Annotated in this window: 11 protein-coding genes and 1 pseudogene; 8 read left to right on the forward strand and 4 right to left on the reverse strand. The window is 73.0% G+C overall.

Translation table 11 applies throughout. From position 1 onward, the window contains the following. The first annotated feature begins 488 nt into the window (after positions 1–488). From RFN52_RS31935 to RFN52_RS31945, 3 genes are all read left to right on the forward strand, one after another. Positions 489–1,688 carry a cation:proton antiporter gene (locus RFN52_RS31935; protein ID WP_184851423.1) on the forward strand — a complete coding sequence of 400 codons (1,200 nt, stop codon included), beginning with the start codon at positions 489–491 and terminating at the stop codon, positions 1,686–1,688. 238 nt (positions 1,689–1,926) lie between these two features. Further along, positions 1,927–3,000: an ATP-binding protein gene (locus RFN52_RS31940; RefSeq protein WP_184851425.1), complete on the forward strand. Its 1,074-nt coding sequence runs from the start codon at positions 1,927–1,929 to the stop codon at positions 2,998–3,000. Beyond that, positions 2,990–5,293 carry a hypothetical protein gene (locus RFN52_RS31945; protein WP_311241096.1) on the forward strand — a complete coding sequence of 768 codons (2,304 nt, stop codon included), beginning with the start codon at positions 2,990–2,992 and terminating at the stop codon, positions 5,291–5,293. Before RFN52_RS31940 ends, RFN52_RS31945 begins: the two co-directional genes overlap by 11 nt. On the opposite strand, the gene RFN52_RS31950 is transcribed toward RFN52_RS31945, so the two are convergent. The 3 genes from RFN52_RS31950 to RFN52_RS31960 form a co-directional block, all read right to left on the reverse strand. Then, complete coding sequence (locus RFN52_RS31950; RefSeq protein ID WP_184851429.1) at positions 5,265–6,239, reverse strand: hypothetical protein; 975 nt, start codon at positions 6,237–6,239, stop codon at positions 5,265–5,267. The genes RFN52_RS31945 and RFN52_RS31950 overlap by 29 nt on opposite strands. A gap of 53 nt (positions 6,240–6,292) precedes the next feature. After that, complete coding sequence (fxsT, locus tag RFN52_RS31955; protein ID WP_184851431.1) at positions 6,293–9,967, reverse strand: FxSxx-COOH system tetratricopeptide repeat protein; 3,675 nt, start codon at positions 9,965–9,967, stop codon at positions 6,293–6,295. 68 nt (positions 9,968–10,035) lie between these two features. Then, positions 10,036–10,242, reverse strand: coding sequence for an FxSxx-COOH-like cyclophane-containing RiPP peptide (locus RFN52_RS31960; protein ID WP_184851433.1), 207 nt, complete (start codon positions 10,240–10,242; stop codon positions 10,036–10,038). A gap of 388 nt (positions 10,243–10,630) precedes the next feature. Here RFN52_RS31960 and RFN52_RS31965 point away from each other — a divergent pair, with 388 nt between their 5' ends. The 5 genes and pseudogenes from RFN52_RS31965 to RFN52_RS31985 all read left to right on the forward strand — a co-directional run bounded on the left by RFN52_RS31965 (position 10,631) and on the right by RFN52_RS31985 (position 19,011). Next, on the forward strand, positions 10,631–11,953 hold the full coding sequence (locus RFN52_RS31965) for an HEXXH motif domain-containing protein (protein WP_311241097.1): 1,323 nt from the start codon (positions 10,631–10,633) through the stop codon (positions 11,951–11,953). A gap of 106 nt (positions 11,954–12,059) precedes the next feature. After that, positions 12,060–12,941, forward strand: a complete 882-nt coding sequence (locus tag RFN52_RS31970; RefSeq protein ID WP_229856071.1) for a hypothetical protein — start codon at positions 12,060–12,062, stop codon at positions 12,939–12,941. A 58-nt stretch (positions 12,942–12,999) separates the two neighbouring features. After that, positions 13,000–17,547, forward strand: a complete 4,548-nt coding sequence (locus RFN52_RS31975; RefSeq protein WP_184851438.1) for a WD40 repeat domain-containing protein — start codon at positions 13,000–13,002, stop codon at positions 17,545–17,547. A gap of 255 nt (positions 17,548–17,802) precedes the next feature. Continuing rightward, a pseudogene (locus RFN52_RS31980) lies at positions 17,803–18,335 on the forward strand (potassium-transporting ATPase subunit C). A gap of 169 nt (positions 18,336–18,504) precedes the next feature. Next, positions 18,505–19,011 (forward strand): ATP-binding protein, encoded by a 507-nt coding sequence (locus RFN52_RS31985; protein WP_184851440.1) that lies wholly within the window; start codon positions 18,505–18,507, stop codon positions 19,009–19,011. Between the two features lie 31 nt (positions 19,012–19,042). Here RFN52_RS31985 and RFN52_RS31990 read toward each other — a convergent pair whose 3' ends face one another. Next, positions 19,043–20,401: a hypothetical protein gene (locus RFN52_RS31990; protein ID WP_311241098.1), complete on the reverse strand. Its 1,359-nt coding sequence runs from the start codon at positions 20,399–20,401 to the stop codon at positions 19,043–19,045. Between the last annotated feature and the right edge of the window lie 113 nt (positions 20,402–20,514).

The raw sequence follows: 20,514 nt of genomic DNA on the forward strand, positions 1-20,514 counted from the left end.
GGTCCTGATCTCCACCTGCCGCTCTTGAATCAGGGCAGGTCAGGTACTAGAGGAGCAGGATCGGCGCTCAGGTGCCGGGACTCCTCGGGCGGCTTTCGAAAGAACCAGCGCATTCCCCTGCCAATTCCGGTTGCCGAACAGACGGAAAGTGAACGGGTGCTCGATGTCAACCCCTCGGCATCCCCCGACGGAGTACTGTGCGTGCCTGATCGGCATCCCTGCGCCCCATGCTCCGCATGAGCGGCATGAGAGACGTCGATCCCCTGCCCGACAGGCGAGTATCCCGATACGCTGAATTGGGTGCGCCTTGTCGAGCGGGCAGCTACGGGGGGTGAGAAGGCGTTGCTTGTCAGCCGGACTTCGACTGCCGTGGTACGCGTGTGGTGCATGATGAACCACCCGCGCTGCCGCCGCAATGACGAACCTCATGGTTCCCAGACCCACGCCGCGCGACGGAACCCGTTATCAGGGCGGACGGAGCAAGGGCATTGGGACTGAGTCTGTTACGCGGCAGAACCAGGGCCGGACTGCCGCGCATCGTCGTCGGTGCCTGCGTCGCCCTGGCCGCCGGAGCGGTCCTCGGCCTGCTGACCCACCCTCAGGACCTGGCGCACACGCCCGGATACCTGTACGCCGCGGGACTCCTTCTCGCCATCGGACTCTACGGCAGCACGCACGACATCGACTTCGCCGAAGTCAGGCGCTCCCTCAAGGTCGTCCTGGTCGCCGTCACCGTCGGCGTCGTCGTCAAGGCCTCCCTCATCGCCACCGTCATGGTGCTGGCCTTCGACCGGCCGGAATACCTCGTCCTCGGTATCGCGGTGGCCCAGATCGACCCCCTGTCGGTCGCCGCCACCCAGCGCAGCGACCGGGTGTCGCCGCGCGCCAAGGCGATCCTCTCGGTCTGGGCCGCGTTCGACGACCCCATGACGGTCCTGCTCACGGTCTACTTCTCCGCCCTCGCCCTCCGGTACGGCGCCGGTCCGGCCGGTGACGGCTCGGTCGTCGCGGACACCGTCACGGTCTTCGGCGATCTGCTCCTCAACCTGGTCCTGTTCGCCGCGGTGGCGGCCCTCTGGTGGGCGGCCACCGTCTGGTCCGGCCGCGGCGGCCCGGCGCGGCGGCCCGGCACCCGGCCTCCCGCCGACGTCGTGGCGCTGGTGCTCGTCGTCGCGCTGATCCTGTTCGCCGCGCAGGACATGATGGTCCTCGCCGTGGCCCTGACCGGACTGCTCGTACGACTGGGCCGCTTCGGCGCGGGCCTCGAACCGGCGGTCGCCCTGGCCTTCCTCATCGCCTCGGCCGTCCTCGGCGTGGTCCTCGCCTCCGGCCAAGTCCTCCTGCGGGAAGGGCTCGTCCTCGGCGCGAGCGCGTTCGCCGCGCAGCTGCTCGTCACGCTGCTCATCAGCCGGCTGCTGGTGCGCCCCCGGCTGACCTGGCCCGATCTCGTTCACCTCGGATTCGGTCAGCAGAACGGCATCACCGCGATCCTTCTCGCCCTCGCCCTGGAGCCGAGGTTCCCGGGCACGGTGGGCGTCGTCGGGCCGGCGATCCTGACGGTCAACCTCCTGCACCACACCTTCCAGTGGGCCCGTGTCGACCGGTGGCGGCGGGACCCCTCCACGGCACCGGAGCCTCAGCACGCTGCCACACCGATGAGCCAGGAACTGAAACCGGAACCCGGATGAGCCAGGGGGAGGCATGGGCCGGTCACACGCCTCGCCGGTATCCCGGCCGCACCGCACACCACGTACGACACCGGGCGATCCAAGGGGACGGGACGCCCGGAGCACGATCTCGGGGGAACACACCATGCCGTACATCCACTGCAACATGTTCGGAACGCCTCCCGTGGGAGGCGAACCGCCGTGGCTCCCGTACGAGCCACTGGTGCCATGGTGCGTCGAGGGTCACGAGGACCTGTGGGTGGAACTCGATCACGTGCCCGTGGCGGTGCACACCTTCCGCAACCAGGTCGTTCAAGTGGCACGCACCATCACTCCGGGCCGGGACGGCCGCGGTCACCTGGTCGTGGTGAGCGGACTGCCCGGCACCGGCAAGAGCAGTCTCCTCCATCAGTGCGTCCACGAGTTCGCCCGAGGACTGGAAGAGCCCGAGGGCGGCTCCGACGGCCGGCCCGGCACCGAGCGGCAGGGGGGCGATCCGGCGTCATGGCGGGGTCGCGATCCTTCCGGTGCGATCTCCATCGTGCCGGTCACCGGTGTGCGGAACGACGGGCGCGATCTGGAGTCGTCGTCCAGCGGGCACATGGAACCGCCGGAGCTGAAGACGGTCATCAGCCGTATCTTCCGTTCCATCCTGCGCGAACTGAAGACAACGCCCGGATTCAGAGAGGCGTACGGTCCCGAGATCGACTCCTCGGACCACTGGGGCTCATGGCACGCCATCACCGACGCGCTGGCGCAACTGGGCCGCAGACTCGCGGTGATCATTCCGCACATCCAGTGGGCGGACCGTGTCTCCCGCTGGGCCTTCCTCCGGTTCTGTCATCAGAAGGCCGACCGCGGGGTGGTCTTCTTCATCGAGACGGAGTACACCGAGCTGGAGAAGGAGATCGGCCTGATTTTCAATGAAACTCAACGGCGGGGCGTCACGCACCTCAAGACCGGAGCGCTCGCCCGGGAGGACTGGGGCAGATATCTGCGGCTGTGGATGGAGCTTCCGGGAATTCCGAACCCGAAGGTCGCCATCCATGACGATCTGCTCGACTGCGAGCCGGCGCCCTGGGTCTTCGTCAGCATTTCGAAACTCCAGACCTTTCTGCGTGAGGCGGCCGACGAAGCACTGCAGGCCGACGAGGCCTATTTGCGGCGAAACCACGTTGTTCCCCGGTTCGACAGGAAGCAACCGAACCCGGACGACTTCCTGAGAAGGGACCCGTCCGATCCGGACGACCCCGCGAAGGAACCACCTGAGACGGCCGGTTTTGAGCCAGATGAACTTCCTGACGACGAAGAGGACCGACGCGATGAGCCCTGACGTCTTCCCGGTCGAGGGGGAGAACCCCTTCCGAGGCAGTACGAGCGTCCAGTTGGAGGGATTCGCCGACAGCACCCAGGTCGGAACCGGACCCCCGCGTGAGCCCATCCATGTGCGCAGGCGGATCAACGAGCAGCTCATGGAGCACGTGCAGCGCTACCTCCAGCACACCGGAGACTCCTCGACCCGGGGCCGAGTCCTCGCCCTCGTCGGTGAGTTCGGTCTGGGCAAGAGCCACCTCGCCGCCCAGGTCACGGACGTCCTCAGGGAGAGCACCCCCCTGCCCGCCCTGTGGGTGATCGGTCAGCCCTCGGTCGACATGCGGTCCGTCTTCCAGCACCGTGTCATGAGCCCGCACGACGACATCGAAGCCATGGCCGACTTCATGCAGGCCATCACCGACTACTACGCGGACGTCACGGCGGAGCTGCTGGAACAGGACGACACCGGCCGGCTGGGGGCCGCCCGTGAGGAGTTCCTGCTCGGCCTCAGGGACCGGCGGCTGGATCCGCAGAAGATCGCGCGGGCCTTCGACCTCGACGAGGAGCTCATCCACAGCCACCTCCGCCGGCACCTGCGGGGCGTCACCGACCACCGGGCCTTCGCCACCGCACTCGCCCTGCTCCCCAACCAGGTGTACCAGGAGGACATCTTCAACTGGCTGTCCGGCGAGGCCCCGGCGCCTTCCCTGCAACAGCGGGGCGTCACCCAGCCGATCCAGGGCATCCAAGGGGTCTTCGAGGCGTTCGCGGTGTTCAGCCTCGTCTACGGCCAGAGCGACCGCCCGTACGCGCTGGTGCTGGACGAGGTCGACAAGATCGTCGACTGGACGGCACAGGACCGGGCGCTGTTCCTGAACGCCTTCGAGATGCTGGTCAACCGGTACGTCAACCAGGGCGGCCTGCTGGTCTTCTGCGTCCGGCCCGACCTCTGGAGCTCGCTGCCCGCCTCCCTGCACGAGCGGGTGCTTCCGCTGTGGCTCGACAGCTGGGAGCGCCCCGCGACCGAGGAACTGATCAAACAGCACCTGCTCGGGTCGGGCCGCGTGCCACCGGACAAGTCCTGCGCGCCGTTCTCCGACCCCGCCGTGACGCAGATCGTGACCCTCTCCGACGGGGTGCCCCGGCAGATCCTGCGGATCTGCGAAGGGGCCTGGGACCACGCCGCGCTCAGCCGCAGTCCGAAGATCGACACCGAAGCCGTGCACGAGGCGATCCGGACCACCCACGAGAAGCGGCCGATGGGCGAAGCCGCGCGCCTGCTGGAACGTGTCCTCGCCGGCGACCAGTGGTGGCACAACGTGCCGCCGCGTGACCTGGCGGATCTGCCGGGGCCGCCGGGCTCGGGCGAACCCCGCTGGATCGAGGTCACCCGGACGGCGTGGATCGTGCTGCTGCCGGTGCGGTCGCTGCTGACCCGTTCCGGCGTCGGGGACATCGCCGGTTTCCTCGGCCACGCGCGCGACGTCGCGGGGTCGGCCGGCATCGAGATGCTCGTCGTGGTCAACGGCCACGCGTGCCGCCAGATGCGCCGGCAGGTCGCCGACGCCACCGGGACCATGCCCCTGGTCCTCGACGACCCCCGCTTCGACACCGCACTGCGCAGCGGTGTCCAGAGCCTCGCCGAGCGGCTGCGGGCGAGCCGGGACAGCACCGTGCTGGAGAAGCTGTCCAACCGGCTGGACGTCCTCCAGGGACAGCAGCAGACCCTCCTGGAACGCGTCGACAGCATCGACCACCGTCTCGACAACCCGCGGATCCTCTCCCCGGCTCCGACGGCCGATTCTCTGGCGGAGCGGCTGCCGGAGCCGGTGCGGGCGCACTTCCGGGAGGCCCAGGAAGCACTGGACCGGCTGCTGGAGGAGGGGGAGGGGCCACGCCTCAGCCTCGTGCCCGTCGCCCGGAGCGCCGCCGGCCGTCCGCCGCGTCCGCGCCGGCTGCTCGTCGACGACACCGCCCTGCGGAGCATGGGAGCGGTCGTCCTGGCCCGCCGGCTGCTGGAGGCGTTCCGCGACGCGATCGTCGGCTGGTGGGAGGCCGAGGCGCCCGGCGGTGACACCGAACGCCTCGCCGGACGCGACCAGGGAGAACTGTTCGCCATCTGCAGGGGGTTCGAGATCTCACTGGAGTCGCTGCCCCGGCTGGACCGGGGCGGCGCCGACCCGCTGAGCGGCCCGCCGGGCGCCGCGACGGACCCCGGCGAACGGGCGCAGGACCGGCTCGCCCAACTCGCCGACCGGGTGCTGCGCGAGCTGGGCGAGGCGTTCAGCGGCGGTTCCGCACCTCGGCTATGAGATCGCGCAGGCGCTCCTCCGCCACGGCCACCTGGGGCTGGCGGAACGTGACTCCGACGACGAAGTCGCCCTCCCCGTCGCCCAGCCAGTGCATGTAGAAAGCCCCGTCCACGACGTCGAGGACGAGGCGTCGGATCGGGGCACGGGTGACGGGGGCGATGACGCCCGCCAGGTCCGTCAGCTCCTCACGCAGGCGGCTGACGAGGTCGCGGTATATCGCCCGGCGGGCCGCGACCGAGACGACCGCGAAGGAGTCCTCCAGCTCCTGGTGCTCGAAGGTGTCGCCGGAACAGACCAGCGACCAGTCGCGGTAGTAGGCCGCATAGTGCAGGTCACCCGGATTGAGATGGCTGTGCCACGTGCTCCGCAGCCGCTGGGCCTCCTGCATGTCGCGGGTGAGGACGTGCATGAACAGCGAACCCGAGGGGACGACGGGCTCCTTCCCCTCCTCGTCGCTGCCGCCGAGCAGTTCGTCGACCTGATGACGCCCGGTCCTGATCTTGCCGACCAGCTTGTTCATCTTCTTGTCCATGGCGTCGCAGCCGGGCCCGGACGCACTGATGCCCACCAGGTACTGGGCGTCGTGCAGACGTGAGCACTGCATACCGCCCTCCGGGGTGACGACGAGGACCCGCATCAGGTAGCCGACGTCGAGCCGTCTCATCGCCTCCTCCGCCGCCAGGACCCAGCGGACCAGCCGGCGTCCGGGCCGGCCCTCGGCGTCGGCCTCGTCCTCCCAGGCCAGCCCTCCGGGGAACGGCTCGGCCTCCGCCTCGCGGACGGCGAAGACGACGGTGTTGCGGACGACGTGGGTCACGGACCGGATCTCCGGGCAGGCCGCGACCGCGGCACGGCACTCCTTGCTCAGGTGCCCGTAGCTCTGGCTGACTTGCGGCACGCTCAGGAGCCGGGGCTCGCTCACCGCCGCCGAGGCGTCCGGATTCATCTAGGTGCAACTCCTTTGCGCAGACGGCGTACGCGGGGCACCGCGCCTTCGGTTCACACGAACAGTTCCACGTCGATGTCCCGGCGCACCCGGGGCAGTTCGCCGCTGCCGGACGCGCCCCGCTGCCCGGCACGGGTCATGGCGAGGTTGCCGGCGGCGATCGCCCGGGCCGGGTGCCGGTTCAGGCCGAGATGGTCGTAGCCGCGCTGGGCGCTCTCCTCCAGTTCCACCGCCTCCTCCTCGGCTCCGCATGTCACCAGGGTTCCCGCCAGGGCGACGGCGGACGCCAGGGTCCAGGGGTGACGGCCGCCGAGCACCGCCTCCAGGCCGCGTTTGGCGGCGAGGCCGGCCTCCCGGGCCTCTTCCGGCCGGCCCGCGCCGCGCAGATGGACACCGAGCCGCATACGGCACAGGTGGGTCGAGGGATGGCCGGGGCCGAACCGGCCCGACAGGGCGGTCAGGCAGCGCTCGGCGTACTCGACCGCCGGTTCGTGCTCGCCCAGCAGATGATGGTCGATGGCGAGGCTGAACCGGCACCGCTGGGTGATCATGTGCTGCTCTCCCAGCATGCTGACGGCCATGTCCAGGGCCCGCGTGTCGCGTTCCCAGGCCCGGTCGGGATCGCCGAGCCTGCGCTCGCTCACGGCGAGACCGTTCTCCGCCACGACCGTGATCGGTACCCGGTTGACCGCGGGCCGCGCCGTGCCGCGCGGCGTCCAGCCGTGCTTGAGCAACTGGTACGACTCCGCGTCCTGGCCGAGCAGCCGGTGCATCTCCGCCAGCCAGGGGACCATGTCCCTCACGGCGGGGTCGTCGTCACCGCCGATGGCCCGGCGCTGTTCGTAGACCTGGCGGTACAGCCGCATGCCCTCGGTGTAATCACCGGCGGCGGCATAGCACCAGGCCAGGTTGCGGTGGACCCGCTCGGTGCTGCCGTGCCGCGGGCCCAGCAGCCGCTTCATGCCGCGGGCGGCGTGCAGGGCCTCGTCGAGGGCATCGGCGACATGGCCCGCCGAGCCCAGGTTCGCCGCGTAGCTCTCGGCCATCTGCAGGGAGCGGGGGTGGGCGAGACCGAGATTGCCCCGGTACTCCCGCAGCACCTCGAGGGCGAGCGCGCCGGATTCCTCGTACTCGCCGCGCAGGTGCTGCGCGTCGGACAGCAGAACGCGCAGTCGCCGGTGTTCGAGGCAGTCGTTCTCCGTCCAGCTCCGCAGGGCGAGCCGGCCCACGCGCAGGCACTCCTTGAGCGCCTCCTCCTCCTGGCTGCGGACGAGGTCGGCCAGGTGGATCAGCAGCGACTGCTGCACCATGGGGCGGGTGTCCTCCCAGAGCCGCAGCGCCTGGATCTGTCTGCCGCGCCGGGTGATGGCCTCGGGGGTGGGAGTGGCCGGGCCGTCGGCCATGCCGAGCAGGTCGGCGCCGAGCACCGCGCGCAGCTGAGTCTCGATGCGCGGTGCGTCGCCCAGCTGGCCCACGATGAGGTCCCGCAGCACCCGGTGCTGGCGGACGGGCTGTGCGGGACGGGCGAAGTCGAACTCGAGCAGTCCGTGCTGGTGCAGCACCCACAGCGCGGCATCGACGAGGAGGATGTCCGCCGGCCGGACCGGCTTCCCGTCCGCCGTGTGATCCGGGCCCGCCGCGGCCAGCGCCGCCCTCATCGGCCGGGAGCGCAGCATCCGCAGGTCGACCCCGGCTCCGGTGATCAGCGCACAGGCGTCGATCAGCCAGTTCAGCGCCGCCACCCCCGCCGGCTCGTGGGCCCATGCCTCGGCCGCCGCGCTGTGGCGGACGGAGGAGCGGGCCATGCGCAGCAGGATCTGTGTCCCCGCCTGCGCGCCCGGTCCGTAGGTCTGCTGCTGGTCGGTGAAGGCGTCGAGGAACGCGTCGACGGCGGTGTGCCGGGCCTGGGCCTCGCTGAGGTTGTCCCGCTCCTCGACCCGGGTGGCCTCGGCCCTGATCCAGCAGGCGGCCAGGCGCAGGGCGAGCGGCAGCGGACCGACCCGGTGGACGACGTCCCGTGCGTGGGACGGCTTGAGGCCGGGCAGCAGCGTCAGCAGCAGGGCCTCGCTCTCGCCCCGGGAGAAGGGCGCGACGTGCACGGCCCCGGCCGGTGCGGGCCCCTGCCCGGCACGCGCGGCGAGCAGGATGTGGCAGTCGCCGGACGGCGTCGGCAACAGGTCCGTCACCTCGTTCAGCAGCGCCACGTCGTCGAGTTCGTCGCAGACCAGCAGCCACCGCTCGCCGGTCTCGTCGGCCCTCGCCCGCAGCGCCCGGATGTGGCCGCTCAGTTCCTGGGCGGTGGGTTCGCCCAGGGCGTCCCCGAGCGCGGCGAGTGAGGCCCGGACGTTCTCGGAGGCGTCGGCCCGCAGCCACCAGACGACGTCGTAGGAGCCGCCGAACCGGTGGCAGAACTCCAGCAGCGCTTCGGACTTGCCGACGCCGGGCGCGCCGCGGAGCAGGCAGGGGCGGCCCTGGCCGGCAAGGCCGCGCAGCGCCTCACGGATGTCGTCGAGCAGATCCTCGCGGCCCACGAAGGTGACGCTGCGGGCGGCGATGTTGGTGCGGTTGGGGACACTGGGGAAGCGGTGGGGGGAGCACGGCAGGCGGCGCGGCACGGGGAGCGACAGTCCGCGCAGCAGGAGTTCGCCGGCGCGGTGTGCGTCGTGGCGGCGCAGGTCGATCTGCTGGTGGTGGGCGAACCCGGGTGGCAGCGTCTCGCCGTCGATCAGCACCATCCGGATGCCCGGATCGGACAGGGTGCGCAGCGCCCGCTGTTCGTCCGGGCGCACCGTGGTCGGCTGCAGCAGCAGTACGGCGGCGTCCTCGGCCGGGCGCTCGGGACGCCAGCCGCTGTAGGTCCGCCGTGCGACCTCGACGCCGAGGGTGCGCAGCTGCGCCTCGATCCAGTCGGCCCAGACCGCGTGGCGCGAGGTGTGGACGAGGGTCACGTCCGCCGGTGCGACCGGGTCCGGCCGGTCCAGGGCGGCGACGAGGCGTTCGAGCGCCGGCAGGACCCGTTCGGCGAAGCCGTTGCCGCTGTCCAGTTCCGTGCCGAGGCGGGCGCTGCGGGCCGACATCGCGTGGTACGGGATCTCCAGGTAGCGCACCGGGCGGCCGTAGAGCCGCGCGAAGCTCGGTCCGACCCGGTCGCGGGCGATGCGCAGCTGGTCCTCGTGCGACCAGTCGGTCTGCAGGGCCAGGGCGATGACGTCCAGGGGGCGTTCGGCGTGCCGCAGGATGCCCCAGGCCAGCGCGGCGGCGTCCTCGATGAACGAGGAGTCGGCGGTGAAACAGACCACGAGCAGGTCCGGCAGCCGTGCCAGCTGTGCGGTCTGCTCCTCGGTACGGGGCAGCGGCGCGTCGATCAGGACGTCGTCGTAGCCCGCGAAGGCGGGATGGTCCGGGCCCGCCCCGGAGACCGCGGACAGCGGATCCGGGCCCTTCAGGGTCGCCAGCCCGATGGGACGGGCCGCGCCGGCGGGATACCACTCCTCCACGGAGGGGCCGCCCTCCTCGTCCGGCAGCAACGCGGTGGCCGGGGTGACCGAACGGACGTAGTGCCGGGTGCGCACATCGGCGTTACGGCCGTCGAGCACGAGCACCCTGCGGCCCGAACGGGCCAGCAGCACGGCCGTGTTGAGCAGGGTCGTCGTCTGACCGATGTCCTCCGCCGTGGAGCAGAACGCGGTCACACGGGGGCGGGAGATCCGGCCGTCCGCCTCAGACATCTCGGCTCCGCTTCGCTTCGTCGGTGGTGATCGGACGGGAGGGACGGGCGGTGGGCGGGCTCGGGCGGTCACTCCTTCTGCGCCTCACCGCCGCCGGGTTCCTTCTCCTGATTCGTGGTGAACATGACCTGGGGACGTGACGCTTCGCGCCGCACACGCCGCAAGGCACTCACTATCACGGATTCGGGCAGTGACCGGATTGCGTCGAAGGGTAAATTCGAAAGATCAACCAGGGGAGAATCCAGCACCTCCCGCGTTTCGGTCTGATCATCCATACGGAGCCCGCCGTCCCGATTGAGTCGAGAATCCGCCACGCGTGGAGGACTGCCGGACAGTTGTGGTTCGGCCTCTCAACTCGGCTGCCAAACTGATGACTTGCTGTCAGACTCGAATGAGTCTACCGACAAGTGCGGCACTTGGGGCGGTCCTCGGATCGTCTCGTACGCCGCAGGAATCCTTCTTGGTCCGGGGCGCAAATTCGTTCGCACACGGGAGCTCCATGGATACCGAAACGGGTGAGCCGGAAGGGGCGCGCGACGCTCCCGCGAACGGTGGAATGACCCTGCTCCCGGGTTTTGCGAAGGCCCCCGCGCGGCGCCGGGAGCGGACCTGAGCCCGGAACACGCGACGGCGGCCCCGCCCCGGCACCGCCTGGACGGCCGGTTGCTCGCCGCCCTCGCCCGGGGCGGCGGGGGCGCCGCGACCGTGCGGCTGCTCCGGGAGAGCGAGTACAGCCGCCGGCTGCTGCTGCTCAGGGCCACGCTGGACCGGGCCGGGGAACACGGCGGGGACACGGCGTGCGGTGTGAACCGGCTGTTCGGCGTGCTCACCGACGCCTGGCGCACGGCGCCCGACGTGACCCGGCGCATCGTCGGCCATCCCTCGGTGGGGCCGCGGCTGGTGACGACCTGGCGGACACTGGACGACAGCTCGCCCGGCGCGCCCGGCCCCCTGCCCCTGGCCTCGGTGGCGGCCGCGGCCGCCACCGCCACCGGCCTGGACGTCTCGATCGGTCTCACCGCCGCCCCGCCGGGAGTCGTCCTGCCCGGGCTGGGGGCGGTCCGGCTCCCGGACACCGCCCCCGGGTCCGTCCTGCTGCTGCGCGGCGACCGCACGGGCGGTGTCCTCGAAACCGGGACGGGCCTGCGCGTCGGCCTGCCGCACGCGGCGGCGCTGGGTGCCGAGCGCCCGGGCTGGTGGCCGCTGCGGGGTGCGACGCCCGGACCGCGGACGTCGTTCCTGCTCGACGACGTCGACCAGATCGTGGTGGCGGCCGCGGAACGGCCGTACCGGCTGCCGGAGGACGAACTGCGGCTCTGGCGGGCCACGGCCGCGGGCGCGATGAGGCTGCTGCGGGCCCGGCACGCCGACTACGCCGGGGAACTGGACGCGGGCCTGCGCACACTGACTCCGGTGCCCTTGGCCGGGGGATCGTCGGCGGGGCACAGCGGCAGCGCGGCCGAGATGTTCGGCGGAGTGACGCTGTCCCGGCCCCTGCACGCCCACGACCTGGCCGAGACGCTGGTCCACGAGATGCAGCACAGCAAACTGGCCGCCGTCATGCACCTCGTCGACCTGCTCGCCGAGCCGGGTACGCAGGAGCCGGGAGCGCGGTACTACGCGCCGTGGCGGGACGACCCGAGGCCCCTGTACGGCCTGCTGCACGGCACGTACGCCTTCATGTCCGTGGCCCGTTTCTGGTCCCGCGAGGCCGCCTTCCTGTCCGACCCCGCGGAACGGCACCGGGCTCATGTGCGGTGTGCCCGATGGCGCGAGGCGGCGTCCGAGACCAAGGAGGCGATGCTGGCCGACCCGAGCGCACTGACCGGCACCGGCCGCCGGTTCGTCGCCGCCATGGGCAAGGCCCTGGCCGAGCTGCGCACCGTGCCGCTGCCCGCGTCCGCCGTCCGGGAAGCACGGAGTCAGGCGGAGGACCATCGCGCGCGCTGGGCGGAGCGCAACCGGGCCGCGGCGACGGGGAGCTGAGGCACCGACACCCCGGCCGCCGGGCCGGCCGGTGTTGGGCGGCGCCGCGCACGGGGTACAAGTCCCCCCACATCAGGTCGTAGGCCGGGCCATGGGGGTGGTGGGGATGGGAACCGTGGTGCTCGTGCACGGAATCGGGAACCTCGTACGGGGCGCGCCTCCGGAGCAGGCCGCGGAACTCAAGGCCGCCGCCGCGGCGGACCGGCTGCGCAAGGGGCTGGACGCGGCCGGACTGTCCCATGTGCCGCTGCCCGAACTGGTCATGGCGTACTACGCGCACCAGCTCGCCGACGACTACCGCCCCGAACGGCAGTCCGCGGACGCGGCCACCCTGGAGGACCTGACACGCGCTCAGGAGGACGAGGCCTGGGAATGGCTGGAGACGGCCGGAGCCGCGCGGCCCCCGGAAGGCCAGGCCGGCATGCTCTCGCCGCTGCGGTGGGCCGTGAACCGGATCGTGGAACAGCGCGCCGGCGACGCGCGGCCCGCGGCCCGCAAGCGGCTGGCCGAACTGCTGTCGCGCCTGGTGGTGGCCACCCTCCAGGACACCGACGCCTACACCTCACGTCCCGGCCGCCGCAAGGCCGTCCGGGCGACCGTGGCCCAGGCCGTCCGCGACCACGGCGCACGGGTCGTCGTGGCCCACTCACTGGGCAGCGTGGTCGCGTACGAGACCCTGCACGCCCATCCGGACCTGGAAATCGACCTGTTGCTCACCCTCGGCTCGCCGCTCGGCCTCCCGGCGGTCATGCGCAAGCTGGACCCCGAACCCACCGCCGGCCGCGGGGCCCGGCCCCCCGGGGTGCGGCACTGGGTGAACATCGCCGACGTGGGCGATCTGGTGGCGGTGCCGCGCGAGCTGGGCGGTGCCTTCCCCGTCGACGTCCACGCCACCACGGACATCGGCCTCTTCGATCCCCACACCCTCGGCGGCTATCTCGCGGCCGGGCTGACGGCGGCCGCGCTCGCACCCCACTGCGCGGGCTGATCCCGGACAGCGGGCGCACGCCCGAGGACTCATGCCGTACGGGAGGGGGAGCACGGCCGTGACAGTGCACGCACTCGTGGTGGGAGCGGGAGGCTTTCCCGCGCGCGTCCCGACCGAGGAGGAAGAGGCCGAGGGGGTGGTTCCGCTCGAACCCCTGCCCAGCGTGGCCGAGGCCGTGCACGACGTCGCCCACGCGCTCCTGCGGGCCGGGCTCGACGTGACCGGGCCCGTGCTCGACCCGACGCCCGCCGAGTTCCGCGTCGCGTGGGAGACAGCGCGGGAGCGGGCGGGCCAGGACCCCCTCGTGGTCCACTTCAGCGGCCACGCGCAGACGGTCGGGCCCGTGCTGTACCTGGCGATGAGGAACACCACCACGCTCCCCAACGGCATCCGCAGGACCAGCGTGGACGCCGACGAGCTGCTCCGGGACGTCGAACACGAGGACGGCGGGCCGGTGTTGTTCCTGCTCGACGTGTGCGGCGGCGGCACGGCCCTCACCGCCCAGCTCGCCCAGCGCCTGCTCGGTGTGCAGAGCCGCAACGCCTGGGTGATCGCGGCCTGCGGCGCCGGGGAGATCACCTACGGAGCGCGCTTCAGCAAGGCGGCCGCGACGGTGATCGACCGCATCGCCCGCGGCACCCTGGACGGCCCTCCGGACCTGGAACACGTACCCGTGGCCCTGCTGGCGGAGGAGATCGACAAGGAACTGGAACGCGTCGACACCGCCGCGGGCATGCCGAAACAGGACGTGGTCTGCACCCGGCACGACGAGGCGTCCGGGCCGCCGGCGCCCTTCCTGCGCAACCGCCGCCACTCCGACGATGCCGAGGAGCAGTTCCGGGCCGAAGCGGTCGCCTCCCTGCGCCGGTACGCCGAACGGCTGGATCCCCGGCTGGACCTGCACCACTTCGCCGCCCGGGCCGCCGGCACCCCGGACGCGGAGGCCTTCTTCTTCAGCGGGCGCCGAAGCCAGCTCGAACGCATCGAGGAGTGGCTCGGCGCCCCCCGGCCCCTCCGGCACCGCCTGCTGGCCGTCACCGGCAGACCCGGGGCGGGCAAGTCCGCGCTCCTCGGCGTGACGGTGTGCACCGTCCATCCCCGGCTGCGGCCCCTGCGCGACCGCCTCGGCCTGCGCGACTTCCGGCCGCCGCCCGACCCGCGGCTGCTGGCCGTGCACGCCCACCACCTGTCCACCCAGGACGTCGTGGACTCCCTGCACCGGCAGGCACGGGCGCTGCGCCCGCCCCGGCAGCAGAGCGGGCGCGCACAGCCGCGAGCCGGGGCGCCGCACGCGACCTTCGGGGAACTGGCCGCCGCACTGCGTGCGGTGGGCGACGTCACCGTCGTGGTCGACGCGCTCGACGAGGCCGACGACCCCGACGGGCTGCTGTGCCACGTACTGCTGCCGCTGACGGGCGAGGACGGTGATCCGGTGCCCGGCTGCCGGGTACTGATCGGCACCCGGCTGTGGCCGGACAGCCTGCCCGGCCTGCACGCCGCCCTCACCGGCCACCCCGAGCGGCTCCTCGACCTCGACGCGGAGCAACCCGCGTCGCTGGCCGAGCACCTCGGCACGTATCTGGGCCGGCTGCTGGACACCGACTACACCACCGACGTGACCGACATGATCGCGTATCGCCTGTCGGGCTCCGCCGAGCACGGGGCGTTCCTGACCGCGGCCGTGTACGGCGCGCACCTGCGCCGGCTCTCCCGGGCCGGCACCGTCCTGTCCGGGGCCGAGATCGCCCGGGAACTTCCCTGCGACCTGCCGGGCATGCTCGACCTGGACCTGCGCACCCTCACGGCCGAACTGCCCTGGACCGAGGCGGTGCTGGCCGTGCTCGCCCGGGCGGCCGGGCAGGGCATGCCGGCCGGCCTCCTGCACCAGGTGGCTCTCGCGCTGCGGCCCGACGCCCGTGACCGGGCGCTGCCGCCGCGATTGCGGGACACGGCGGAGGTCCTCGCCGGGGCCCGGTTCTACCTCCGTACCGCCTACGATCCCGGCGCTGACCCGGCCGTGGACGACGGCAAGCTCTACAGCTTCTTCCACCGGGCGCCGGCCGAGCACCTGGCAGGGCGCACGGACTGCGGCGCCGTGCTGCGCGCCCTGCTGTCGACCGTGCCGGCCGAGGGAGGAGCCCGTGACTGGTCCAGGGCGGACCGTTACCTGCGGCGGCACGCGGCCGACCACGCCGTCGAGGCCGGCCCGGACCAGCTGGACGCGCTGCTGGAGGACCCGTCGTACCTGCTGCACGCGGACCCGGAACGGCTCGTACGGCATCTGCACCGGGCCCGCGGCCGCCGCGCCCGGATGCGCGCCGACGTCTACCGGCAGACCACCGCCCACCACCCGCTCCGTCACCTCACGGCCGTCCGGCGCGACCTGCTCGGCCTCGACGCGGCCGTGTGGCGGGACACCGGGCTGTCCGACGCACTGGCCTCCCGGCCGGGCCCGCCCCCGCCGCCCGCCCGGCCGGTCTGGGCCGTGAGCCGGACCGCGACCCCGGCACGGCTGCAGACCCTCGGTCCGCATGCCGGGCCGGTCTCCCAGGTGCTGCTCGCCCGGGCGCCGGGCCGCGACGGATCCGGGGAGACGCCCGGCCACGGGGAGTACATGGTCCTCAGCACCGGGGACACCCATTGCACACGGCTGTCGGACCCGCTCTCCGGCCGGATCCTGCGCACCCTCGGCGGTCTGTCCGGCCCGGCCCGGGCGGTCGCGCCGGCAGAGCTCGCCGACGGTCGGCGCGTCCTCGTCTCCGGAGGTGAGGACGGTCTTCTGTACGTCCACGACCTGCGCACCGGCGACCGCATCCGCCGGCAGGCGGCCGGTGTCGGCCCCGTCCGGGCACTCGTCACGGTGTCCCTCCCCGAGGGCGGCACCCGAGCGGTGGCCGCCGGGCACGGCCGCCAAGCGGTCCTGTGGGACCCGGACGGCACGACGCCGACGCGGCTGGACACCTCGATGGTGCTGCTCACCGGGCTCGCCACGGCGCGACTGCCGGACGGCACCCCGGTCGCGATCGCCGTCGGGGAGGACCGGGAAGCCCGGGTCTTCGACGTGCGGACGGGACACCGGCTCCGTTCCCTGGGCCGGCACGCCGACTACGTCCGGGCGGTGGCCACCGCGACGCTGGACGACGGCACGGTCGTGGCGGTCACCGGCTGCTGCGACGGCCGGGTGCAGGTGTGGAACGCGGCCGACGGGCGCGGGCTGCACACGCTGACGGGGCATGAGGGCTGGGTGACCCGGGTGGTCACGGGCACGGTCGCCGGCCGGCGGATCGCCGTGAGCGGCGACCGCGCCGGGCGCGTCCTGGTGTGGGACCTCGCCGAGGGACGACCGCTGCACGAGCCGGCCTCCGCGGGTCACGGGGTGATCACCTGCCTCGCGCTGGGCGGGGACGGCGAGCGCGGGTGGGTCGTCACGGGCTGCCGCGACGGACGGGTCGCCGTGTGGGAACTCGGCACCGGCCGCCCCGCCCACGTCTTCGCCGCGCACCCCGGGGGCGTGCACGGCGTCGACGTCGCGCTGATCGACGACCGTCTCGTGGCGGTGAGCGGCGGCGCCGACGGGCACGCCGTCGTCTGGGACGTCACGGACACCCGCCCCGACGCCCCGGAGCCCGGCCACGAGCACACGGACACCCGCCCCGACGCCCCGGAACCCGCCCACGAGGAGGCGATGGAGGCCGTGGCCGTCGCCGTGCCGGGGGAGGGGCCGGCCCTGTGCGTCGCCGGGGGCGGCGAGCGGGGCGCGGAGGTGCGGGACCTGGCGACCGGCGAGCACCGGCACGCGCTGGACGACTCGGGGCGACGGCTGCTGGTGCGGGCGCTGGCGACGGCCGAACTGCCGGACGTGGGGCCGGTCGCCGTGGCGGGCGGCCGGGACGGTTCCCTGCGGATGTGGGAGCTGACGCACGGCGGTCTGGTCCACGCGTTCCCCAACGGCACGGCACGGATCAGGGCCGTGGCGGCGGGCCGTGCCGCGGACGGCCGGCAGGTACTGGTCGCCGGTGGGGACATGGCCCTGGCGACGGTGTGGGACCTGGCGACGGGGGCGCCGCTGCGCACCTTCACCGGGCACCGCGGCTGGCTGCTGGCGGCAACCCTGACCGACGGCGGCCCCACCCCCGGCCTCGCGATCAGCGGCGACCGCCGGGGCGCCCTGCTGGTGTGGGACGTGTCGACCGGGCGTGAGGTCGCGGCGCTGACCCGCTCCGGCGGACGGATCGACGCGGTGGCCACCGCGGAGCTGCCCGGGGAAGGGACGGTGGCCCTGTCCGGCGGGGACGGGGGAGAGGTCCTCGTGTGGGACCTCGGCCGTCCGGGGGTGGCCGAACGGCTCACCGGTCTGCGGCGCCGGGTGACCGCTCTGGCCACCGCGCGGCTGCCGGGAGGCCGAGTCCTGGCCGTGGGCGGGGGCGAGGACCGGCGGGTCGTGGTCTGGGACCTCGTGACCCGGCAGGAGCTGGCCACGCCGTACCACCTGCCCACCGCCGTCTCCTCGATCGCCGCCTGCGCCACGGGATTCGTCGTCGCGCACGAAGCGGGGACGGCGAGCTTCACCTGGTGCGCGGACCTCCTCGCACCGGTGTCCGGCTGACGAAGACACCCGTCAGGGGCAGCGGGAGGAGCCGGCGCAGGGGCTGGGGGAGGGGCGTCAACATCCCGTCAAGCCGGGGCCGTCGGCGTATGGGAGCCGTCAACGCCGACCGGATCGGGGCGTGGGGGCGTTTTCCTCCGAGCGTCCGATACACACCCGACCTCACCCCAGGAGTTCGCGATGGCCGATCCGGCCATCGACCTGCTCATCTCCCTCATCCCCGGGCTGTAAATCTCCGAAAGCGTGCTGACCGCCATGAACAACTCCGTCAAGAACACCGCCCGGCTGCTCGGGGCGGGCCTGCGCGCCCTGCTCGCGCTGACCCTGGCGACCGGCGTCCTCTACCCGCTGGCCGTCACCGGCATCGCCCAGGGGCTGTTCCCCGGAAGGCCAACGGCTCGGAGATCACGTCGGACGGCAGGATCGTCGGCTCGTCCCTGATCGGCCGGCAGGACTACGGCCCGGACTACTTCCAGCCGCGCCCCGCGAACGGCCTGAGCGAGAACTCCCTCAACACGCGGTACCAGCTGATCCTGTCCGGCGCCACCAACCTCTCCGCCGACAACGAGAAGCTGGTCGCAGCGGTGCGGGCGGCCAAGGCCGAGGTGGTGAAGGAGAACTCGACCGCCGGCCACCGGGTCGCCGAACGCAACCACCTCCCCGTCGCCCGGGTGCAACGGCTCGTCGACCGGCACACCGAGGGCCGCACGCCGGGCTTCATGGGCGAGCCCCGGGTGAACGTCCGGGAACTCGACATCGCGCTCAAGGACCTCCTGGCGCAGGAATGAGCAGCTCGGCCGGGTGCAGCCGCGCGCGGTGGCGGGAGGCGCGGACGGGCGAGTGTGTGCGCGAGCACATCACAACGGCGGGCGGAGGGCAGTATGCCCGGTCCGCGCCGGGGTAGACGAGCGTCCGAAGCACCCCTGAGCAACATGAACCACAACGAAAGAGCCCCATATGGTCATCCCGCTTATGAAGCAGGCGGCAGATGAGCCGGGCACGGACGAGCAGGCCGCCCTGCGCTGCGGCGCGGTCTGGGCCGACGGCGCGGCTTGCGCCGTCGAGGCGCGCCGGGCGCTGCAGGCGCTTCTGGCGTACGTACCGTGTACCGGCCGCACGGCCGTACCGGCGCCGCTGGCGATCGACGCCGAACTGGTCGTCAGCGAACTCGTCACCAACGCGATCCGGCACGCACCCGGCCCCTGCGGGATGATCATTCGGTTCTCCGACGACGGGCTGGCCATCACCGTGTGGGACACCTCCGCCGAGCAGCCGGTGGTCAGGGAACGCGACGGTCAGCGCTTCGGCGGCCACGGCATGCATGTGGTGCACACGGTCAGCGCGGACGTCGCCGTCGCGCCCCTGGGCACCGGCAAGCAGGTCACCGCCTACCTGCGCACGGCACCGGACGTCGCCCCCGACGTCGATACCGCCGCGGAGATCGACGCCAACCCGGCCGCCTGACGCCCATGACGAGACCTGCCGCAGGCAGCGGTCACCACCCGGTGATCAGCAGATGGTTGAGGAGCAGCGCGAGCAGGGCCTGGGCGGTGAGCCAGGCGCGGGGGCGGGTGAGGAACGCGCATGCCGGGAGCAGCCACAGGGCGAAGGGGAGCCAGATGCGTTCCGTCTCCGCCTTGCTCATGCCGGACAGGTCGGCGACCAGCAGGGCGAGGAGCGCGGCGGAGACCAGGAACGCCAGGCGGACGCCGGCTCGGGGTCCGGTGCGACGCCGGACCAGTGCGTCCGCCGTCCGCCGCAGTCCCGCCGCCGTCGCCAGTCCCGTGACCAGCACCGTGCAGGCCAGGTTGGCCCACACCCAGTAGCCGTAGGGGCGGATGCCGCCCGCGCCCTGGCCGTAGCGCGTGACCAGCAGGCGGTAGGCCTCCCACCAGTCGAAGCCCGCGATCGTGAACGCCACGGGGACCACGGCCAGCCCCGCGAGCCACGGCACCGGCAGGGCCGGGCGCTCCCGGATCCCGCGGCGGCCGAGCACCAGGACCGCCGCGGCGATCAGCGCGACGAGCGTGAGGCCGTACGACAGGTAGCAGGTCAGGCCGAACAGCAGCCCGGACGCGCCCGCCCACCCCAGGGACCCCCGGGTGACGGCCAGCGCCAGCAGCGCCACCGCCCACGCCGCCACCGCCGCGAAGTACGTGTCGGCCGAGGTGCCCATCCACACGGCCGCCGGGGCCAGGACCAGGAAGGGAGCCGACCGGCGGGCGAGCGTCTCGTCGGCCAGCGCGCGGATCGTGACCAGCACGGCCACGCAGGCGGTCGCCCCGACGGTGATGCACCACACCCCCGCCCACCCCCCGCCCCCCAGCCCGATCCGGTCGAGCAGCACGAAGGTGAGGGGGGCGGCGGGCGGATGCCCGGCGACATGGGCGGGCCAGTTGTCGGGGGAGTCCAGCAGGATGTGCCCGGTGAAGCCCCGCAGCGCCGCCGGGATGTCATGGAAGCGGTCGATGACCTGGAGGTATTCGTGGCGGGTGGTGAGCCGGCGCGCGATGCCCCGGTCCCAGCCGTCGATCAGGGCGAGGGAGAAGATCCACGCCATGGCCGTGCCCCAGGCGGCCGGGAGCAGGGCTCGCCAGGGGAGGCGGGCCGCCAGCGCGGGACCCTGGGCGACGGTGGCGACCGCCACCAGGACGGCGGCCGGCGTGCCGGGGCCCAGGTGCGGCGCCCAGGACGCCAGCAGCGGGGGCCAGTCGACGAACAGCGTCCGGCGGGTGTCCTCGATGTGGCGGCCGGCCGCCACGGACACCGTCACGAGCAGCACGGCGGCCGCGGCGGCGTACAGGTCACGGCGCAGGTCCCGGGACGGCTGGGCGGAGGGCGGGGTGCGGATCACACCGGCACGCTAGGCCGCGCTGCCCGCCGCGGGCCGCCGACCGGGCCCGACGTCAGCGTTTCGTCATGGGTCGCACACCCTCCCGCGGGGTGCTCCCGGCCTACCGTCGGCTC

This window comes from Streptomyces collinus (assembly GCF_031348265.1).
Lineage (GTDB): Bacteria > Actinomycetota > Actinomycetes > Streptomycetales > Streptomycetaceae > Streptomyces > Streptomyces collinus.

What these genes read in the sequence shown, in the direction of transcription:
- RFN52_RS31960 (WP_184851433.1), bottom strand. Translation starts at nt 10,242, where the DNA reads ATGGATGATCAGACCGAAACGCGGGAGGTGCTGGATTCTCCCCTGGTT.
- RFN52_RS31945 (WP_311241096.1), top strand. Translation starts at nt 2,990, where the DNA reads ATGAGCCCTGACGTCTTCCCGGTCGAGGGGGAGAACCCCTTCCGAGGC.
- RFN52_RS31985 (WP_184851440.1), top strand. Translation starts at nt 18,505, where the DNA reads ATGGTCATCCCGCTTATGAAGCAGGCGGCAGATGAGCCGGGCACGGAC.
- RFN52_RS31950 (WP_184851429.1), bottom strand. Translation starts at nt 6,239, where the DNA reads ATGAATCCGGACGCCTCGGCGGCGGTGAGCGAGCCCCGGCTCCTGAGC.
- RFN52_RS31970 (WP_229856071.1), top strand. Translation starts at nt 12,060, where the DNA reads ATGGGAACCGTGGTGCTCGTGCACGGAATCGGGAACCTCGTACGGGGC.
- fxsT (WP_184851431.1), bottom strand. Translation starts at nt 9,967, where the DNA reads ATGTCTGAGGCGGACGGCCGGATCTCCCGCCCCCGTGTGACCGCGTTC.